This window comes from Bradyrhizobium sp. NDS-1, from assembly GCF_032918005.1.
Classification (GTDB): domain Bacteria; phylum Pseudomonadota; class Alphaproteobacteria; order Rhizobiales; family Xanthobacteraceae; genus Bradyrhizobium; species Bradyrhizobium tunisiense.
This window is the reverse complement of record NZ_CP136628.1, coordinates 3,326,962-3,344,505: the sequence shown is the minus strand read 5'-3', so window position 1 is coordinate 3,344,505 and position 17,544 is coordinate 3,326,962. Positions and strand designations below refer to the sequence as shown.

Annotated in this window: 17 protein-coding genes; 6 read left to right on the top strand and 11 right to left on the bottom strand. The window is 61.9% G+C overall.

Features of this window, described 5'->3' with window-relative positions:
* Positions 1-38 precede the first annotated feature (38 nt).
* Positions 39-1,043, bottom strand: coding sequence for an NADP-dependent oxidoreductase (locus RX330_RS15580; RefSeq protein ID WP_317243553.1), 1,005 nt, complete (start codon positions 1,041-1,043; stop codon positions 39-41).
* Between the two features lie 34 nt (positions 1,044-1,077).
* Positions 1,078-1,863 (bottom strand): alpha/beta fold hydrolase, encoded by a 786-nt coding sequence (locus RX330_RS15575; protein ID WP_317243909.1) that lies wholly within the window; start codon positions 1,861-1,863, stop codon positions 1,078-1,080.
* 343 nt (positions 1,864-2,206) lie between these two features.
* Here RX330_RS15575 and RX330_RS15570 point away from each other — a divergent pair, with 343 nt between their 5' ends.
* Positions 2,207-2,638, top strand: a complete 432-nt coding sequence (locus RX330_RS15570; RefSeq protein ID WP_212092326.1) for a winged helix-turn-helix transcriptional regulator — start codon at positions 2,207-2,209, stop codon at positions 2,636-2,638.
* Between the two features lie 79 nt (positions 2,639-2,717).
* On the opposite strand, the gene RX330_RS15565 is transcribed toward RX330_RS15570, so the two are convergent.
* From RX330_RS15565 to RX330_RS15550, 4 genes are all read right to left on the bottom strand, one after another.
* The gene (locus RX330_RS15565; RefSeq protein WP_317243552.1) at positions 2,718-3,539 is read right to left on the bottom strand and encodes an enoyl-CoA hydratase-related protein; all 822 of its coding nucleotides are present in this window, start codon (positions 3,537-3,539) and stop codon (positions 2,718-2,720) included.
* Between the two features lie 87 nt (positions 3,540-3,626).
* Positions 3,627-4,331, bottom strand: coding sequence for an SDR family NAD(P)-dependent oxidoreductase (locus tag RX330_RS15560; protein WP_317243551.1), 705 nt, complete (start codon positions 4,329-4,331; stop codon positions 3,627-3,629).
* A gap of 17 nt (positions 4,332-4,348) precedes the next feature.
* On the bottom strand, positions 4,349-6,670 hold the full coding sequence (locus RX330_RS15555) for a molybdopterin-dependent oxidoreductase (protein WP_317243550.1): 2,322 nt from the start codon (positions 6,668-6,670) through the stop codon (positions 4,349-4,351).
* A 10-nt stretch (positions 6,671-6,680) separates the two neighbouring features.
* Complete coding sequence (locus RX330_RS15550; protein ID WP_212092277.1) at positions 6,681-7,298, bottom strand: TetR/AcrR family transcriptional regulator; 618 nt, start codon at positions 7,296-7,298, stop codon at positions 6,681-6,683.
* A 169-nt stretch (positions 7,299-7,467) separates the two neighbouring features.
* Between RX330_RS15550 and RX330_RS15545 the strand changes: the two genes are divergently transcribed.
* Positions 7,468-8,661: an acetyl-CoA C-acyltransferase gene (locus tag RX330_RS15545; protein ID WP_317243549.1), complete on the top strand. Its 1,194-nt coding sequence runs from the start codon at positions 7,468-7,470 to the stop codon at positions 8,659-8,661.
* Between the two features lie 95 nt (positions 8,662-8,756).
* Complete coding sequence (locus tag RX330_RS15540) at positions 8,757-9,959, top strand: multidrug effflux MFS transporter (RefSeq protein ID WP_317243548.1); 1,203 nt, start codon at positions 8,757-8,759, stop codon at positions 9,957-9,959.
* Positions 9,960-9,995: 36 nt separating this feature from the next.
* On the opposite strand, the gene RX330_RS15535 is transcribed toward RX330_RS15540, so the two are convergent.
* The 3 genes from RX330_RS15535 to RX330_RS15525 form a co-directional block, all read right to left on the bottom strand.
* Positions 9,996-10,649 carry a flavin reductase family protein gene (locus RX330_RS15535; RefSeq protein ID WP_212092327.1) on the bottom strand — a complete coding sequence of 218 codons (654 nt, stop codon included), beginning with the start codon at positions 10,647-10,649 and terminating at the stop codon, positions 9,996-9,998.
* Positions 10,650-10,726: 77 nt separating this feature from the next.
* Positions 10,727-11,464: an SDR family oxidoreductase gene (locus RX330_RS15530; protein ID WP_212092280.1), complete on the bottom strand. Its 738-nt coding sequence runs from the start codon at positions 11,462-11,464 to the stop codon at positions 10,727-10,729.
* Positions 11,465-11,482: 18 nt separating this feature from the next.
* Entirely contained in the window at positions 11,483-13,084 is a 1,602-nt protein-coding gene (locus RX330_RS15525) for a class I adenylate-forming enzyme family protein (protein WP_317243547.1), read from the bottom strand.
* Positions 13,085-13,333: 249 nt separating this feature from the next.
* Here RX330_RS15525 and RX330_RS15520 point away from each other — a divergent pair, with 249 nt between their 5' ends.
* Complete coding sequence (locus RX330_RS15520) at positions 13,334-14,077, top strand: SDR family NAD(P)-dependent oxidoreductase (RefSeq protein WP_317243546.1); 744 nt, start codon at positions 13,334-13,336, stop codon at positions 14,075-14,077.
* Between the two features lies 1 nt (position 14,078).
* Positions 14,079-14,756: a glutathione S-transferase family protein gene (locus tag RX330_RS15515; RefSeq protein WP_317243545.1), complete on the top strand. Its 678-nt coding sequence runs from the start codon at positions 14,079-14,081 to the stop codon at positions 14,754-14,756.
* Positions 14,757-14,782: 26 nt separating this feature from the next.
* Here RX330_RS15515 and RX330_RS15510 read toward each other — a convergent pair whose 3' ends face one another.
* Both RX330_RS15510 and RX330_RS15505 read right to left on the bottom strand, forming a co-directional pair.
* Positions 14,783-15,982, bottom strand: a complete 1,200-nt coding sequence (locus RX330_RS15510) for a CaiB/BaiF CoA transferase family protein (RefSeq protein WP_317243544.1) — start codon at positions 15,980-15,982, stop codon at positions 14,783-14,785.
* A 102-nt stretch (positions 15,983-16,084) separates the two neighbouring features.
* Entirely contained in the window at positions 16,085-16,717 is a 633-nt protein-coding gene (locus RX330_RS15505; RefSeq protein WP_317243543.1) for a 2-hydroxychromene-2-carboxylate isomerase, read from the bottom strand.
* Positions 16,718-16,947: 230 nt separating this feature from the next.
* Between RX330_RS15505 and RX330_RS15500 the strand changes: the two genes are divergently transcribed.
* The gene (locus RX330_RS15500; RefSeq protein WP_212092286.1) at positions 16,948-17,463 is read left to right on the top strand and encodes a winged helix-turn-helix transcriptional regulator; all 516 of its coding nucleotides are present in this window, start codon (positions 16,948-16,950) and stop codon (positions 17,461-17,463) included.
* Positions 17,464-17,544 lie beyond the last annotated feature (81 nt).

Genomic DNA, 17,544 nt, shown 5'->3' with positions numbered 1-17,544 from the left:
GTTGGCTTTAAGTCGTGGCGTCGCCACGTGGGCAGGGCCTATTGCCTCACCGCAATCGCGACCTTGCCCTTCGCACGCCCGGTCTCGACATAAGCCAGCGCATCACCGGTCTTTTCAAACGGGAAAACCTTGTCCACGACCGGGCGGATCACCCCGGATTCGATCAAGGACGTGATTTCGCTCAGCTGCTGCCCCTGCGCGCGCATGAACAGGAATGAGAAGTGCACACCAAGGCTCCTGGCTTTCTTCCGCGCACCACGGCTCAGCAGGCGCATCACCAGCCTCAGGAACAGGTTCATGCCCTGCCGCTTGGCGAATTCGGGGTCGGGCGGCCCGGTGATCGAAATGAGCAGGCCACCCGGCTTGAGCACGCGCAGGGATTTTCCAAGCGCCTCGGCGTCCTGGCTGTGCAGGACCAGATCGTAGTCCGACAGAACCTTCTCGAAATCCTGGGTCTTGTAATCAATGACGAGGTCCGCACCGAGACTCTTGACCAGCTCGGCATTCTTCGCGCTCGTCGTCGTCGCGACGATCGCACCGAGATGCTTGGCGAGCTGGATCGCGAAAGTCCCCACCCCGCCGGAGCCGGCCTGGATGAAGACCTTCTGGCCCGGTTTCAGCTGCCCCACCTCGACCAGCGCCTGCCAGGCGGTCAGCCCCACCAGCGGGATGGAGGCGGCCTCTTCCATGCTGATATTCTTAGGCCGTAGCGCCACATCCGCTTCATCGATCGCAATGAATTCGGCGAATGTTCCGACCCGATGATCGCGCGGCCGTGCATAGACCTCGTCGCCGACCTTGAACCGCCTGACATTGCGGCCGACCCTGATGACTGTCCCGGCAACATCGTGGCCCAGAATGAAAGGCGGACGATACGGCAGTATGAGTTTGAATTCTCCATCCCTGACCTTGGAGTCCAGAACGTTTACGGCCGTTGCATGAACCCGAACCAGGATATCATCGTCCCGCACCTCCGGTTCTGGCATCGTTGCCAGGCGCAGAGCGCCTTTCTTCTGGTACTTCTCGACAACGAATGCCTTCATGATCTCATCTCCAATTTGAAGCTTCGTTGCGGGGTCAGGCGTCGAGGAAGGACAGCGCCTTCGGCACGAAATCGGCGTGGTACTGGAAAATCCCGCCATGCCCGGCATCTTCGTAGATGACCAGTTGTGCGCCCGGGATCCGCCGTGCCATGTCGGTGCTGTTTGCGCTCGGCACCATGATGTCGTTATCGCCATTCGCGATCAGGACCGGGATGCGAAGGCTGCCGAGATCCTGAGGCGCCTGCTGGCCCCAGTTCTTGATCGCCTTGAGTTGCCGCAACAAGGCCCCTGGCGTGGCTCCCTTGTCCCGATCTGCCTTCCGCTCCTTTAGCCTTCCCAGAAAGGCCTTTGCGGCCCGGCGACCATTGGCGGTGGAGGTGAAGAACAGGTAGAATTTCGGGTCTCGCAGTGTCAGCAAGCCCTTGATCATCAGCGGCCATGACACCGGCCCAACCTTCTCGATACCTTTGCCGCCTGCCGGGCCCGTGCCGGTCAGGATCAGCTTTCGCACGAGACCCGGGGACTTCAGCGCGATATCTTGCGCCACGAAACCGCCGAGGGAAAAGCCGAGTAGGTCGACTTTTTCAAAGCTCAGCGCGGCGATCAAAGCCATCGTATCTTGCGCCATTTCGCCGACCGTAACAGGCGCTTTCCCGCTTGAAGCGCCGATACCGCGGTAGTCGATCGCGATGACGCGATGCCTGGTGGCGAGCCCATCGACGATCGCTGGATCGAAATTGTCGAGAACCGCACCCCAATGGTTGAGAAGAACCAATGGCACGCCAGTACGCGGACCGATATCGCGATAGGCAAAGATCATTCCCCCAGCACGGATCGAAAGATTCGGGGCATCGACATAGCGCACGACCGATCCGGCGTGGCTGACATGATCTAACATCGCTTACTCCATCGTTCGGCTGACACCGGAATCCCAAAGTCGGAGGGACATTGACCGGGGGGCACGCTCTTCCTATGCGCACCGAAGTGCACGTGTTGATCGCGCCGCAGCGCTGGCCCCGACGCCAGCCCAATGCTGGCGGAAGCACCCAGGGATCAGCGCCGCCCTGTTTGCTCGGGTCCGTTTTCTCAATTTGCTGTGGAACACCGACGATCGATCTGTTACTATCAATTTAGTATCAAGTCACTACCAAAATGAGACTTACATGAAGAAACTTTCGTCCCAACCTTGCCTGATCGCCCGGAGCCTGGCGCTGGTCGGGGACGCATGGAGCATGCTGATCATGCGCGATGCCCATGCTGGGCTGACCCGCTTCGACGATTTTCGCAAGAGTCTCGGTATCGCGCCGACGATGCTAACGGGGCGGCTTTCAACGCTGGTTGACGAAGGGTTGTTGGAGAAACGCCGTTATTCAGACCGTCCGCCACGGGACGAATATGTGCTGACGGAAGCCGGACGCGACTTCTTGCCCGTCCTGTTTGCGATTGGCGCGTGGGGACGCAAGCATCGCGGCGGCGGCAAGGTGACCCGGTTCTTCGATGCCGAGAACGGAACGGAGATTGATCCCCTCACCATCGACCGCGCGACCGGCGCTCCGATCGGAACGCGTTCCATTCGTGTCGCCGCAGTCGAATGAGCAATTCGCTTGGCATCTTCAGCTTGTGCGATCCCGAGCGCGGCAACATAGACTTCGAAGCAATAAACCTGAGAGAGTTTCACCTGTAGGACGGCGGACGTTTCTCGATGAATGCCCGGACGGCTTCGGTGTGCTGCGCAGTGCCCGCCGCGAGGACCATCCTCTCGGCCTCCTGATCCAGTGACGTCAAGAAGTCGGCCGACAGCGCAAGGTCGAGATTATCCTTCATGGAGGCATAGGCGCTCGCCGGACCATTCGCCAATGCTCTCGCCATTTCGAATGCTTCGCTTTGCAGTTCGGACTCAGGTACCACGCGATTGACCAGCCCCAATGCTTCGCAGCGCCGTGCACTGATCCGTTCAGACAGAAACATCAGTTCGCGGGCACGCGACGTTCCGGCCAGCCGGGTCAAGAGCCACGAAATGCCGTAATCGCCGGTAAGCGCAATCCTGGCGTAGCCAGTCGTCATGATGGCGGATTCGGCTGCAATACGAATGTCGCAGGCGAGCGCGATCGCAAGTCCGGCGCCGGCCGCCGGACCCGGCAGGGCCGCAATGGTGGGTTTGCGCACCGAAACGAGTACGCCGGTCAAGGTGCGCTGACGTTCCCTCAATCGCGCAACCTTGTCGCTGAATGACATCGCCGGCGCGGCAGAGTTGCTGCCCATCCCCTTGACGTCGCCGCCCGAGCAGAAAGCGGTACCGGCGCCGGTAATCAGCAGAGCTCCGACTTCGGGATCGTCTCCATTCTGCTTGATCATCCGGCGCAATGCCGGCGTGAGATGGTCGGACAGCGAATTCCGGGCCTCCGGCCGATTCAAGGTGATCACGGCGACGCGATCCCGAATAACACACAGCAGCTCGTCCGTTCCGGTATCAACTGAGATTGGCCCATCAGTCATGGTTTCTGACCCTTCAAGTCTCTGCGCGACCTCTCAAAATGAGCAAGCGCGTTAGCGATTGTGACCGTCTTTCTCGTCGGCCGAGCATCACCACGTTTCGTTGAATGGCCGCAGTTCCGTCAGGAATGACCAGGCCGATCGATCCTGACCGTAGAGATGGTACAGTTCGTCGGCGATCGCGGCAGGCTTGATGAAGAAATCGTCCGGTCTGTCACTCATCCGCGCGCGCATCCGGGGCGTGTCGATCACGGCGTCAATGAGAACATAGGAGACGTGGACGCCGAGAGGCCCGACGTCACGTGCGATCGACTCGGCCAGAATGCGCTGCGCCGCCTTCGTCGGCGCGAAGCCGGCGAAATTGGCCTTGCCTCGGATCGACGACGTGTTGCCAGTCACCAGGATTGCGCCCTTGCCCCGATCGATCATGTCGGGCGCCAGTTCCCGCGACAGGTACAACAGGCCCATCACGTTGACCTCGAAGTTGCCCTTCAGCATCTTCGGATCGATCTCGCGAAAACTCCCCCAGCCCCCACCGACCGCGTTGTGGATGAGAACTTCGGCCGCGCCAAAGCGTCGCTTTACGTCGGCGACCACGGTCCGCACCTGGCCCTCGTCCGAGACGTCGCAAGTCACCGCGTGCACGTCCGGAAGCTCTTGCGCAAGCCGATTGATGAGCTCCGCTGAGCGGGCAAGCGCGATGATACGAAACCCGCCAGCAGAGAAGCGCTTGACGATGGCCGCGCCCGTGCCCGGCCCCACTCCAGTCACGATCGCGATTGGTTTCTCGGTCATTTGACGCTCCCTTCGAGCTATTGTCCGGCCGCTCTCTCATGAATTCGCTCGGACTGCGACTGATAGGCCGCAGCCTCGTGTGCGGACACCAGAGTCAGGCGAACCGCGACGTTCTTGTGGTAGGGCGTGCCCGCAATGGGATCGCGGTTGCCGCTCTCGGTGAGCAGATTGATGCGCGGTCCGTTGATCAGGCGTTCACCGTCCGGCGAGGGATAAGCCTGGCCGTAGCCGTGCGGCAGCGCCAGCTGGCCATTCCGCATGGCGTCGTCGATCTTGCAGCGGACGACGAGCCGCCCGACGGCCGACTCGACGGCGATCCAGTCGCCATCCTTCGCACCCAACTCGCGCAGATCGCTCGAATTGATCAACAGGGCGCCGTCCGGATCCTCGCGACGCCAGGCCGGATCGCGAAAGATCTGGTTGGCGTTGAACATGCGTCGGCCGCCAGCCGCCAGTATGAACGGAAACGCTTTTGGCGCGCCTGCAGCTTGCGGATCGAGACGCGCCAACCATTCCAGCATCTGCGGGACGACCAGCCGAACCTTGCGATCCGAATGGCTGATCAATGACCAGACCTCGTCATATTCGTGCCGGGTCACCGCAGTGCCCTGCCGGGCCGCCACGATGGTGTCGAACAGGAGATCTCCGAGCTGCTGGTCCGTCACCTCGTCGGAGGCGCCGATCGCCCGCCGCACCGCTTGCGGGGATCGCTTCGCGCAAGCCAGCGCTGCGCTCCACATCGGCGCCGCGGCCGCAGTACCGTCCGGAAGCGTCTGCCCCAGCGTATGATAGAGCACCAGGGCAGGCACTGCTGCAGGGTTTTCCGCAATGAAAGCACGAAAGGCCGCGGCGAATTCAGGTCGCGAGCGCCGTGCGATTTCCCGTAGCGGCGCGAGCACATTGTCACCCGGCAGAAGCCCCAGGGCGATGGCAAGCCGCGTGTAGATCTCGGGTTCCGGCAAGGTGCCGGCGAGCGGCGGCAAGACGCCGGCACGGACATGAAAATAGTTCGTCGGAAATTCGAAGTTGAAGAGAGTAAATTCGGTCTTCTCGTATTGTGTGGACGCCGGGAGAACGTAATGCGCGAGCCGTGCGGTTTCGGTCATCGCAACGTCGACCACAACGCATAGCTCTAACGATTGCAACGCGCGTTCCACCGCCAGGGTATTCGCGGCGGTGTTGGCGGGATTGGAGCTATCGATCCAGGCGCAACGCAACCGCTCTGGATGATCCTTGAGCACCGCTTCGGGGAAAATGTTGGGCGGCAATAAGCCCCCAATGATCGCGTCGCCGGTCGGCGCGAATGTCTGGTTCGGAGAGTTTGCCCATAGCGGTTGAAGCCAGCTATGCAATTGGTTGGTACCTTCGCGGCCGAAATTGCCGGAAAGCATGATCAGGAGCTTTTCAAGATAGGAGTTGAGAGTCGAGTTGATGCCCTGCTGGATGCCGAGCTCGACCCGAACCACCATGGCCTTCGCCGCCGCAATCATGGCGGCGCAACGCTCCAGCTCCGCGATGGAAACGTCGGCGGCGGCCGCCCATTCCTGAACCGGGATGTTCAATAGCGCCTGCCTCACTTCCGCGAATCCGATCGTGTGCTTCTCGATGAACGCGTGATCGATCCGGTCGGAGCGGACGAGCGTGGCCAGCAGCGCGCCAAGGAGAAACGCATCGGCGCCGGGACGAACCGCAAGATGCAGATCCGCCATTTCGGCGGTTTCGGTTCGCCTGGGGTCGATGACGATCAGCTTGCGTGCGGGATCCTTGCGGATCTGATTGAGATGGTCGCGCGCATTGGGGAAGCCGTGCGCGATCCAGGGATTTGCACCGATGACGAGCAGGAGATCGCAATGATGAACGTCTTCTGTCGTGTGGCAGGTCTGGCTGCCGAACATGTGGCCGTTGACCCAGAAATCGCCGGTCTTCTCCTGCGAAAGGGCGTTGAAGACGCTGCGCGAGCCCAGCGCACGCAACAAGCCGCTGGCGTAGGCGCCGCCAGCGTGGTTGCCCTGCCCACCGCCGCCATAAAGGGCAATGCTCTTGCCGCCAAACCTGTCGCAGATGTCCCGCAGCCGCTGCGCGATTTCTGCGATCGCCACGTCCCATTCGATCTCGTCAAAGCCGCCATCGGCCCGGCGACGCAGCGGAGTCGTGAGCCGATCCCTGTGATGCGCATAATAGGGAATACGGGTCGCCTTGTTGCACAGATAGCCCTGCGACTTCGGGTTTGAACGGTCGCCCCGCACTTTCTCGAGGCGGCCGTCATCTACCAAGACCTCGATACCGCAATTGACGTAACACAGGTTGCAGGCCGTCTTGAGCCACTTACCGGCCATCATGGGCGCCTCCCTATTTATCGCGTATTGCCTTTTTTGTTCTGCGCCGGGGCTTCTGTCTCCGGCGGTCTGCGGTCATGCGTCCGGCATCGAGGATGCTATCGGAGAGCTTCCCGGCACCGACAGCACGCGACAGCACGATCGATCCAACCATGGCCGCAATGGCGCCCGTCGCGATTTGGCGAGCCTGTTGGGGCGTCTCATCGGGAAGCAGCTCGACAAAGACGTCGATCATATCTTCCAGTTTGGAAGCTAAGGCCCGCCGCTCGCCGGCACTCGATCGCGCGACATCGGCGGCCAGGGCCGGAAGCGCGCAACCGTGTCTTGGATTGTCGCGATGCCGAGGGCTGAGATAATCGGCGATCAACGCCTCGAACCGATCCTCGTCGCCCTTCCCGTTCGCCAGCTTCTTCCACCGTTCGACCATTTGGTCCATGGCAAAGGCGATGGCCTCGCCGACAAGCGCGGCACGCGAATCGAAATGGTTATAGAACCCGCCGTGCGTCAGACCCGCGAGCTTCATCAACTCGACAACGCTAAGCCCTTCGGCGCCGTTTTGACGCAAGCCGTAAGAGGCATTTTCGACGATCCGGCTGTGGGTCTGGCGCCTGTGGTCTTCGACGTAACGCATCGACCCTCCCTGCAAGCTCATGGGTGACCGGCCGCACGAGCCGTTCCCATTCCCTCCCTGCAATTCTGGAACCGCGCTATTTCAGACCACGGCAACATTTCATTGCAATGCCCACTATCTTATATGACTATCGTCATATAACAACAGCGATCAACAGGAGAAATTGGCCATGGCCGCTTCCGATCCCGTCGTCATCCTTTCCGCCGCCCGTACGCCACTCGGCCGCTTCATGGGCGAGCTCTCGCCGCTTAGCGCACACAGGCTCGGCTCTCATGTGATCGGGGCTGCTCTGGAACGGGCCAAGCTGGCGCCCGAGCGGATCGACGAGGTGTTCATGGGCAACGTGCTGCCGGCCGGACAAGGCCAGGCGCCGGCGCGCCAGGCCGCTCGTGGCGCCAAATTGCCGGATGCCACCGGCGCCACCACCGTCAACAAGGTCTGCGGTTCCGGCATGAAGGCCACCATGCTCGCTCACGACATCATCAATGCCGGCTCCGCCGAGATCGTTCTGTCCGGCGGCATGGAGAGCATGAGCAATGCGCCGTATTTGCTGGCCAAGGCGCGTGGCGGCTATCGCGCCGGCCACGATCGGATCATCGACCACATGTTGATGGATGGACTGGAAGACGCCTACGAGACCGGGCGCTCGATGGGCGACTTCGGCGAAGCCACGGCGGAGGCCTATCAATTCACCCGCAAGGATCAGGACGATTATGCGATCGAGACCCTGACCCGCGCCCGCAAGGCGGTTGAAGGCGGCGCGTTCAAGGCTGAGATCGTTCCGATCACGTTGACCGAGAAGGCCGGACCTCGGATCATCTCCAATGACGAGCATCCGCTCAAGGTCGATCCTGCCAAAATCCCCGGGCTGAAGGCCGCGTTCCGCGCCAACGGCACCATCACGCCCGCCGCGTCCTCCGCCAATGCTGACGGCGCTGCGGCGCTCATCCTGGCGAAGCGCTCGCTGGCCGATCGTGACGGCCTCCCGGTGCTCGCCGAGATCAAGGGCCATGCCACCCACAGCCAGGAGCCACAATGGTTCACCACGGCCCCGATCCCGGCTATTCGTAAGCTGCTGGACAAGGTCGGCTGGAGCGTTGGCGACGTCGATCTGTTTGAGATCAACGAGGCCTTTGCCGTCGTGGCGATGGCGGCGCAGAAGGACCTCGGCATCCCCAGAGAGAAGCTGAACGTCAACGGCGGCGCCTGCGCGCTGGGTCATCCCATCGGCGCCACCGGCGCGCGGCTGATCGTGACACTGCTGCACGCGCTCGAGGCTCAGAACCTCAAGCGCGGCGTCGCCTCGCTCTGCATCGGCGGCGGCGAAGCCACTGCCATAGCGATCGAGCGCGTCGTCCGCTGACACCGGCTGACCGGACAAGAAGCGACTCGGCGAGCGGCGCGAACCGCGTCACTCGTCGCCTCGCAACCAACTCTCCTTTATCAGTGCAAAGTTTCATGCCCGTCCAGATCAGGAACAGGCCGCGGGACATTCCCAGCTCCGGCGCCCTGCCGATCGCGGTCCTTTCCGTCCTGGCCGCGATGGGCACGCTGGCGACCAACATTCTGCTGCCTTCGCTGCCGCAGATTGCGATCTCATTGAACGTCACGACTGCGGCGGTCACGTCCGCCATCACGGTCTTTCTTGCTGTGTTCGGGGTGGGCCAGCTCCTGGTCGGACCGCTCTCGGATCGCTACGGAAGACGTTGGCCGGTGCTGATCGGATTTGCCGTGTTCTTCGTCGGCAGCGCTTGGTGCGGTCTGGCAACCGATCTGCCTAATCTCCTGGCCGGCCGCGTCGTGCAGGCAACAGGTGCTTGCGCGACGTCGGTGCTGTCTCGCGCCATCGCCCGCGACATGTTCAGCGGCGCGGCTCTGGCACGCGCAATGGCGCTCATCATGATCGTTATGTCCGCCGCCCCCGGGTTCTCGCCACTGCTGGGCGGCGCACTCGACCACAGCTTCGGATGGCGCGCCGAATTCGCGCTGGTCGCGGCCTTTGCCGCAGTCGGCGCCATCGCCTACAGCATCGTTCTCGGCGAAACCCACCATTCGATCCGAACGCCGTTCAATCCGATTGTCATCGGCAGGACCTATGCCGGCCTCATCGGCGACCGTCGCTTCGCTGTCCCCGCGGCCACCTCGAGCCTGATCATAGGCGGCTTGTTCTCGATGTTTTCGGCCGCACCGCGCTTGTTCATCGAAGCACTGCACTTCACGCCGATCCAGCTCGGCCTCTTCTTCGCCGGCACCGTCTTTATCGTATTCGCGGCTGGCATGCTGGCGACGAGATTGGCGCCACGCTACGGGCTCGATAGCCCGATCCGGGCAGCATTGTTGGCGACAGCGGCCAGCAGCCTTGCGGTTCTGCTCATCTCGGTGGTCAACCCGACCTTCTTGCCGTTCCTGGGCGCGATGAGCGTCTATCTTCTCGGCATGGGGATTGTCAGTCCACTGGCCACCGCACGCGCTCTCTCGCCATTCGGCAACAAGGCCGGCGCGGCCTCGGCGCTGCTGGGCTTCTGGCAGATGATGACCGCCGCGATCGGCGTGTGGCTTGCTGCCACGGTGTCGCATGAAGCGATGCTGGCGCTGGGCGTCGTGCTGAGCGGGTTTTCCCTGCTGGCCCTTGGCCTGTACGCGCGGGGCCCCGGATCGTGATCAGCTTGTGAGGCCACACGCGCTCCCGGCACGGCATCATGTACCGTGGAATTCAGGCTTGCTGCTACCCGGCGGGCGCTTCATCTCGAACATGTTTTCGGTCCTGACCTCGAGGTAATCTCCACCCCGGCCGGCACGCAATATCGGACGCGCAAGTGCCGTGTTGTAGACGCCGTCCTCGATCAAGGATTTGTCGATGTAGACCGCGACAACCTCGCCAAGCACGAACCAACCTTCGACCTTTTCACCGCGTGCGTTGGCCAGTTGGGAGACCTCGACGACCTTACATTCCATGGCGGCCCTGCTCTCGCCGACTCGCGGCACGTCAACATGGCGCCCGGGTATCGGCGTCAGTCCGGCTGCTTCGAACTCGCTCACGCCGTGATCGAGCGGTGCCGCTGTCACGTTCATGCGTTCGCCGAGATCCATGGTGACCAGATTCCAGACGAACTCGCGGGTCTCGCTGACGTTCTTGACGGTGTCCTTCCACGAAATCGAGGAGAATCCGATGATCGGAGGATCGTAGAGGAACGCGTTGAAGAAGCTGTACGGCGCGAGGTTGAGTTGACCAGCCGCATTACGCGACGAGATCCAGCCGATCGGACGCGGCGCGACAATCGCGTTGAACGGATTATGCCGGAGCCCGTGGCCCTTCGATGGCTCGTAATAGTGGAAGTCTGACGGATCCATAAGGTCCCTTTCCCGGGGTCGCCGCTAGTCGGCGATCGCTCGCCAGTCGAGCTCCATCACACCGCAAGCGGCTCCCGCTACCACTTCTCGCCGAAGGGGCGAATCTCGAGCTCGAAAGTCCAGGCGCTTCTGGGCTGCTGATAGAGCAGCCAATAGGACTCAGCGACCGACGAGGGCGGCATCAAGAGATTGGGGTCATCCAGCGCGTTGGGACCGAGCGCCTCGATCCGCCGCTGGCGGACCCATTCGGTATCAACTCCGGAATCGATGATGAGATGGGCCACGTGGATGTTCTTAGGACCCAGTTCGCGCGCGGTCGCCTGCGCCACGGCCCGCAGGCCGAACTTCGCGCTGGCGAAGGCTGCGTAGCCGCTTCCGCCGCGAAGGCTCGCGGTCGCACCGGTGAAGAAGATATTGCCCTTGCCGCGGGGCAGCATCAGGCGGGCGGCCTCACGGCCGGCGAGAAAGCCGGAATAGCAGGCCATCTCCCAGACCTTGCGGAACACGCGTTCGGTCGTATCCAGGATCGGAAAATTGACGTTGGCGCCGATGTTGAAGATACAAACCTCGAGCGGCGCGTGCTTGTCCGCGTCGCCGAGAAAGGAGATGATCTCCTCTTCCTTGCGCGCATCGAGAGAGCGCGCGTGGATTTCGCCGCCTGCCGCCTCGATCTCCTTGACCAGGGGCTCGAGCTTGGCGCCATTGCGGCGCCCGGCGAACACGGTGAAGCCCTCTGAAGCGAACTTCTTGGCGATCTCGCCGCCGATATAGTCTCCGGCGCCGATCACGGCCACGGTTGCGTTTCTCTTTTGCAAGGATGCCTCCCGGTAAGGTTAGATATGTTGCCGGCGGAGTTCGGACTGCACCGGAGGGACTGCGCCACCTTCGCGCAAGGACTCCGCCAGCTTGTGCTTGAGTATCTTGCCGGTCGAGGTCGCCGGCAAGGCATCAAGTACGATGATTTCGGACGGCCGTTTGTAGGACGTCAGCTGGGATCGGGCGAAACTCTTCAGAGTCTCGGGCGTCGTGCGCGATCTCGGCAGCAATTGCACGAAGGCGACGATCTCCTCGTTGCCGTCCGCGGCACGACCGACCACAGCCGATTGCACGACGTCCTTGTGTGAATTGAGGACCGCTTCGACCTCCGCGGGATAGACGTTGAACCCGGATCGGATGATCATTTCCTTGGAGCGGCCCACGATGTACAGACAATCGCCGTCGAAACGCGCGAGATCGCCGGTATTGAACCAACCCTCGCTATCAATCACCTTCGCGGTAAGCTCGGGGGCACGGTAGTACCCCAGCATCACGTTGCGCCCGCGAACATGCAACTCGCCGACTTCACCTGCGGCCGTCGGAAACCCTTCCAGGGTTCGCACCCGCGCCTCCACTCCCGGCAACAGCGTACCAACCGCCTGATCCGAGCGCGGCCTGTCGAAACGGACGCCTGATATTCCCGGCGAGCATTCGGTGATCCCGTAGCCGTTGAGCAACGAAAGCCCGAACTCCCTTTCCACACGCAACTTCAGATTCAAATCCAGCGGCGCACCGGCAACGGCAATCAGGCGCAACGAACCTCGGGTGAGTTGCTCCACGCCTGATACGGTCTTGTACTCCAGCAGGCGCTGATAGGTGGCAGGCACGCCATTGAGGATGGTGACGCCCTCCTCCGCGATCGCCTTTGCGGTCGTTGCCGGATCGTACTTGCTGACCATCCGCACCGTGCCGCCGACCATCAGCGTCATGATCAGGAGCGAGATGCCGACGATATGCGAGATCGGCAACACCAGATAGATCTTGTCGTCCTCGGTCATCCTGCGGAAATGCGCGGTGGTCTTCGCACTGATCAGCAGGTTGTCGTGCGAGAGCATCACCCCCTTGGGAGTCCCCGTCGTGCCCGAGGTGTAGATCAGCACCGCGACCTGTGTTGCAGGGTTGGCCTGCACCGGCTCGACGGTCGCGCTTTCGTTGAGCGGACCGACACCAATGTCTGCCAGTGCGCCGATTCGCCGGTTCTCGGCGCCATGGCGGGAGGCGTGAGCAGCGGCCTCCTTCGAAATGCCCGACGTGAAAAACATCCGGCGGGCGCCGCTGTGGTCGCGGATCTGGTCCAGTTCGCGCGCCGACAAGCGCGGGTTGGCGACAATCGCCCAGGCGTCGAGCCGGCTCGACGCCAACAGCAAAGCGGCAAGCGCAATACAGTTTTCGCTGACGAGGATCATCCGATCGCCGGCCCTGATCCCCAGGGACGAGAGTACGGTGGCGATCCCGTCAACGCGCTGCTCCAGGTCCCCGTAAGTCCAGGAAGCCCCGTCTTCCACCAGCGCAATCCGGCTGGGCGCTCTGGCAACCTGGCTTGCCGTGACTTCATGGATGCGGCTCGGCAAGCCGACAGCAATCTCGTCGAGACCGATCGCCTCTGACAGCTCCACCACGACTGACCTCCCGATCGAACCCATGCCGGCTTTTGCGACCCGGCATCTGGCGTCAAAATATAGTTCTTTTTTAGAACTCGTCAATCGATATGTCGTCGTCTCTCCCGGGATCGTCTGGGCAACCCGTCTGCCTCTTCTCATACAAAAGAGCGACGCTATGACGATCGCAAGAGCGGCCGTCGTTTACAGCGCGTCATTCGGCAGCTAGTGTGCATAACGTATCAAATAAGAACTTAAGGAGGAACGAAAATGGCAACGAGCCGCGGTGTAGCGATGCTTGTGGGCGCAGGCGATGCCATTGGCGCTGCGGTCGCCCGGCGTTTTGCCAAGGGCGGCTATACGGTTTGCATCTGCAGGCGTGACGCGTCCAAATCGCAGGGGCTCGTGGCGGAGCTGAGGGCTCTCGGGCATGACATTCACGCCTTCAGCGTCGATGCCCGCCAGGAAGCGGACGTCCAAGGCATATTCGCGCGGGTCGAGAAAGAGCTCGGGCCTGTCGAGGTCTGCCTCTACAATGCCGGCTCCAACGTCAACAAGCCCCTGCTCGACACCACGGAGAAGCTGTTCTTCAAAGCCTGGGAACTCGCCTGCTACGGCGGCTTCCTGGTCGGACGCGAGGCTGCGCGCGTGATGCTGCCGCGCGGACGCGGCACCATTTTCTTCACCGGAGCGACGGCCAGTGTGCGTGGCGGCAAGGGATTTGCCGCGTTCTCGTCGGCGAAGTTCGGACTTCGAGCAGTTGCCCAGGCGATGGCGCGCGAGCTTGGACCGAAGAACATTCACGTCGTCCACCTCCTGATCGACGCTGGCGTGGACAGCGAGGCGATTCACCAGCGCATGAAGGCAGCGAAGGGGATCGAAGCAAGCGACATTCCGCCGGATAGTCTGACCAAGACCTCCTCCATTGCCGAAGCCTATTGGTTCACTCACCAGCAAAGCAGAGATGGCTGGACCCACGAACTCGATCTCCGCCCGTCCGTGGAGAAGTGGTAGCATGAGCGCGACGCCAAACCTGACGCTATGGGGCGTTGGAACAAGCCGCACCATTCGTCCGCATTGGGCCATGCACGAGCTGGGTCTGGTCTATGAGACAAAGCCCATTGGGCCGCGAACCGGCGAGACCAAGACCGCAGAATACTCGAAGCTCAATCCGCGCCAGAAGATCCCGCTGCTTCAGGACGGTGACTTCTGCATCGGCGAGAGCGCGGCGATCGTTGCTTATTTGTCGCGAATGTATTCCACGACGGAACGCTCGCTGATTCCGGAAGCCCCCCGCGAATATGCAGCGTGGCTGGAATGGTGCTTCTTTATCGTCGCGGAGCTGGATTCCACCAGCCTTTACGTGATGCGCCGCCATCGTGCCGACGCGCTCGGCCCGATCTACGGCATCGCGCCCGAGGTCGTCGCCCAAGCCGGCGAGTATTTCCGCCAGCAGTTGCGCCATGTCGAGGTCGCGTTCTCGGACGGCCGGCAATTCCTGATGGGCGACCGGTTTACCAGCGCAGACATCCTGCTCACGACCTGCCTTGAGTGGGCCATCGTTTATGGCGTGCCCATTTGCGACAACGCTCAGCCCTATCTCGAGCGCATCAGGAAACGGGATGCATTTCAGCGAGCCCTCGCGGCGAATGTCGCGATGGCACCGATCACGCCGGTGCCGGCGAAGGCCTAGAAGACCGCTGCCAACGGGCTTCGCGGCTAAACCGCGACGCGTACGCTGCGCTCTGCGACCATCTTGTCGATGGCGCTGTCGTCGTAACCCAGCTCGCGCAACACGTCGCGGGAGTGCTCGCCGACCCTGGGAGCAGGTCCACCGATCGCGGCCTCGTTGATTGCAAAGCGCGCTGCGGGCTTTGGTTGACGCACCCGACCGACCTTGGGTTGATCGAACTCCGCGATGATCTCGCGCGCGACCACCTGTTCATTGTGGATGATCTCGCCTCGCCGCAGGATCGGCGAGCAAGGGACGTCGGCGGCATCCAGGCGTTCCAGCCATTCGGCGGTGGTGTGCTGGCCGATATACTCCGCCATTTTGTTGATGCGTGCCGTGGCGTTGACGGAACGCGCCGCAGGCGTCGCAAACCGGGGATCGTTGGCAAGCTCGGGATCGCCGGAGGCCTTGCAAAAGCCCTGCCATTCAGAATCGGAAATGGTACCGGCGGTGATGTAGCCGTCGCTGGTCTTGAACACGAGATCGGGGCGATCGTTGGGATCGGCAGCTGCGGCCTCGGCACCCACCACCGTGTATTGCATCATGCCCTCGGGCCACAGATACGAGATCATCGCATCCAGCATAGCGATCTGAATGTGGTCGCCCCGCCCTGTCTTCTCGCGGGCATAGAGCGCCGCTGCGACCGCTTGGGCGGTGAACACGGCGGTGGTCTTGTCGCATACGATGGTACGGATCATCTGCGGACGGTTGGTGACCGGCTGCGACTGGATATCGGCAAAGCCCGAGAGTCCCTGAATGATCGGGTCGTAAACGCGCTTCTTCACATAGGGTCCGGTGTCACCAACACCGCTGATCGACACATAGATCAGGCGCGGATGGCGCTGGCGCAACTCTTCGACGCCGAGACCGAGGCGCTCCATGGTGCCGGGCCGGAAATTCTGCACCAGGACATCCGCCTGCGCGACCAGCTTGGCGAGAACCTCTCGGCCAGCCGCGCTCTTGACGTCGATCGACAGCGAGCGCTTGCCGCGGTTTGACGAAATGAACAGGGCCGAAAACTCACCGTCCTTGTCGATCGTCGCACGGCTCCGGCGTGTAATATCACCGCCGATCGGCTCGATCTTCAGGACGTCGGCGCCCTGATCCGCCAGAAACATGGTCGCGAACGGGCCCGACACCACACCTGTCAGATCGAGGACACGGACGCCGCTGAGTGGACCGGGCATGATCTCTCTCCCTCGATTTGGTTTTGTTATGAGGCCGACCGGATTTTTCGCCCCTGCAGGCGCCGGATATCCGTCCGGCTCTGCAGGCTTCAGGTTCTGTCCCTAGGCCGTCTTCGAAACGGGCTGGCCGATCTGCTCGACGATCGACTCCTCGACATCGCGGAGCTGGTCCTTGCCGAAGAACATTTCCTCTCCAACGAAGAAGGTCGGCGAGCCGAATGCGCCGCGGTTGACCGCGTCGGTGGTCCGATCGATCAACCCCTTCTTGACGTCGTCCTGCTGCGCACGCGCAAGCAACCGATCGATATCGACCCCTGAGGAGGTGAATGCCTTTCGGTAGGTTTCGAGATCATCCATCTTCTTCGGCTCCTCCCACATGTGGTGGTAGGCCGCGCGGAAATAGGGCTCGAACACGCCTTCGAGCTGCGCCGCCACGGCGCCGCGCATCAACATCAGCGTATTGACCGGAAAGAACGGATTGGTCCGGAACTTCGTTGCATTGTGGCGGCGAATGAAGCGCTGTGTCTCCAGCGCCTGGTATTCCGGCTTATTCTTGATGCCTTGAAGGAATTCGAACGGGGACATGTTGCCCGTCGCCTTGAAGATGCCGCCGAGCAGGATCGGGACGTAATCGAATTTCACGCCGGTGCGCCGTTCGATTCCCGGAAGGGCCAATTCCGCGAGATAAGCGTTTGGACTGCCGAAATCGAACAGAAATTCAACCTTCAGAGACATGTCAGTTCCTCCCGCAGAGTGCAACGATGGTTCGGTGATCTTCTAGGCCGAGCGCAGGCTACTCGGTCTTATAGTTCTAAAATCGAACTGTCAAATCCACCTGAATGCTTGGGGTTTGATGGGACCGGCGGGGGTATTGTATCAACTTTAGTACCTATCTAGAATGGTATGGTGGCGCAGCCCTTTCCCGAATGCGAGTGGAACGGGCACCGGTCGACCGGAGAGCAGGAATGAAATGGGATGAGCTTGAGGCAGAGCCATGTTCGATGGCTCGCACCATCGGGGTGATCGGTGACCGCTGGACGCTTCTTATTCTCCGCGAGTGCTTCCTGCGGACGCGCCGTTTCGAGGGCTTTCAGTCAGCGCTGGGAATCACGCGCCATCTGCTCGCAGAGCGGCTGAAAAAGCTGGTTCGGCAAGGCGTCCTGCGCCGCATTCCCTATCAGGAATCGCCCAAACGCCACGAGTACATCCTGACGCAGAAGGGCCTCGACCTCTATCCGATCATGATGGCGCTGGTGCATTGGGGCGACACCCACATGGTCGACGAACGTGGGCGGCCCCTTCTGCATGAGCACCGCAAATGCGGCAAGATGTTTGACCCCGTGATGGTGTGCTCGGAATGCGGCGAGCCGCTTTCGGCCAAGGAGGTTCATGTCCATCCTGGTCCGGGCGCGCGCCCGGCAGCAGAGACAGCCTTGCTCGACAAGAAGGCAAAGCCGAAGCCCCGCAGGAAAGCGGCGTAGCTGAAGACATCGACGACGACGAAAGGCAGGCCCAGGTCTCAGCCCGCGCGCTTCGGCCCGATGGCGGATGCGCTCGACGTC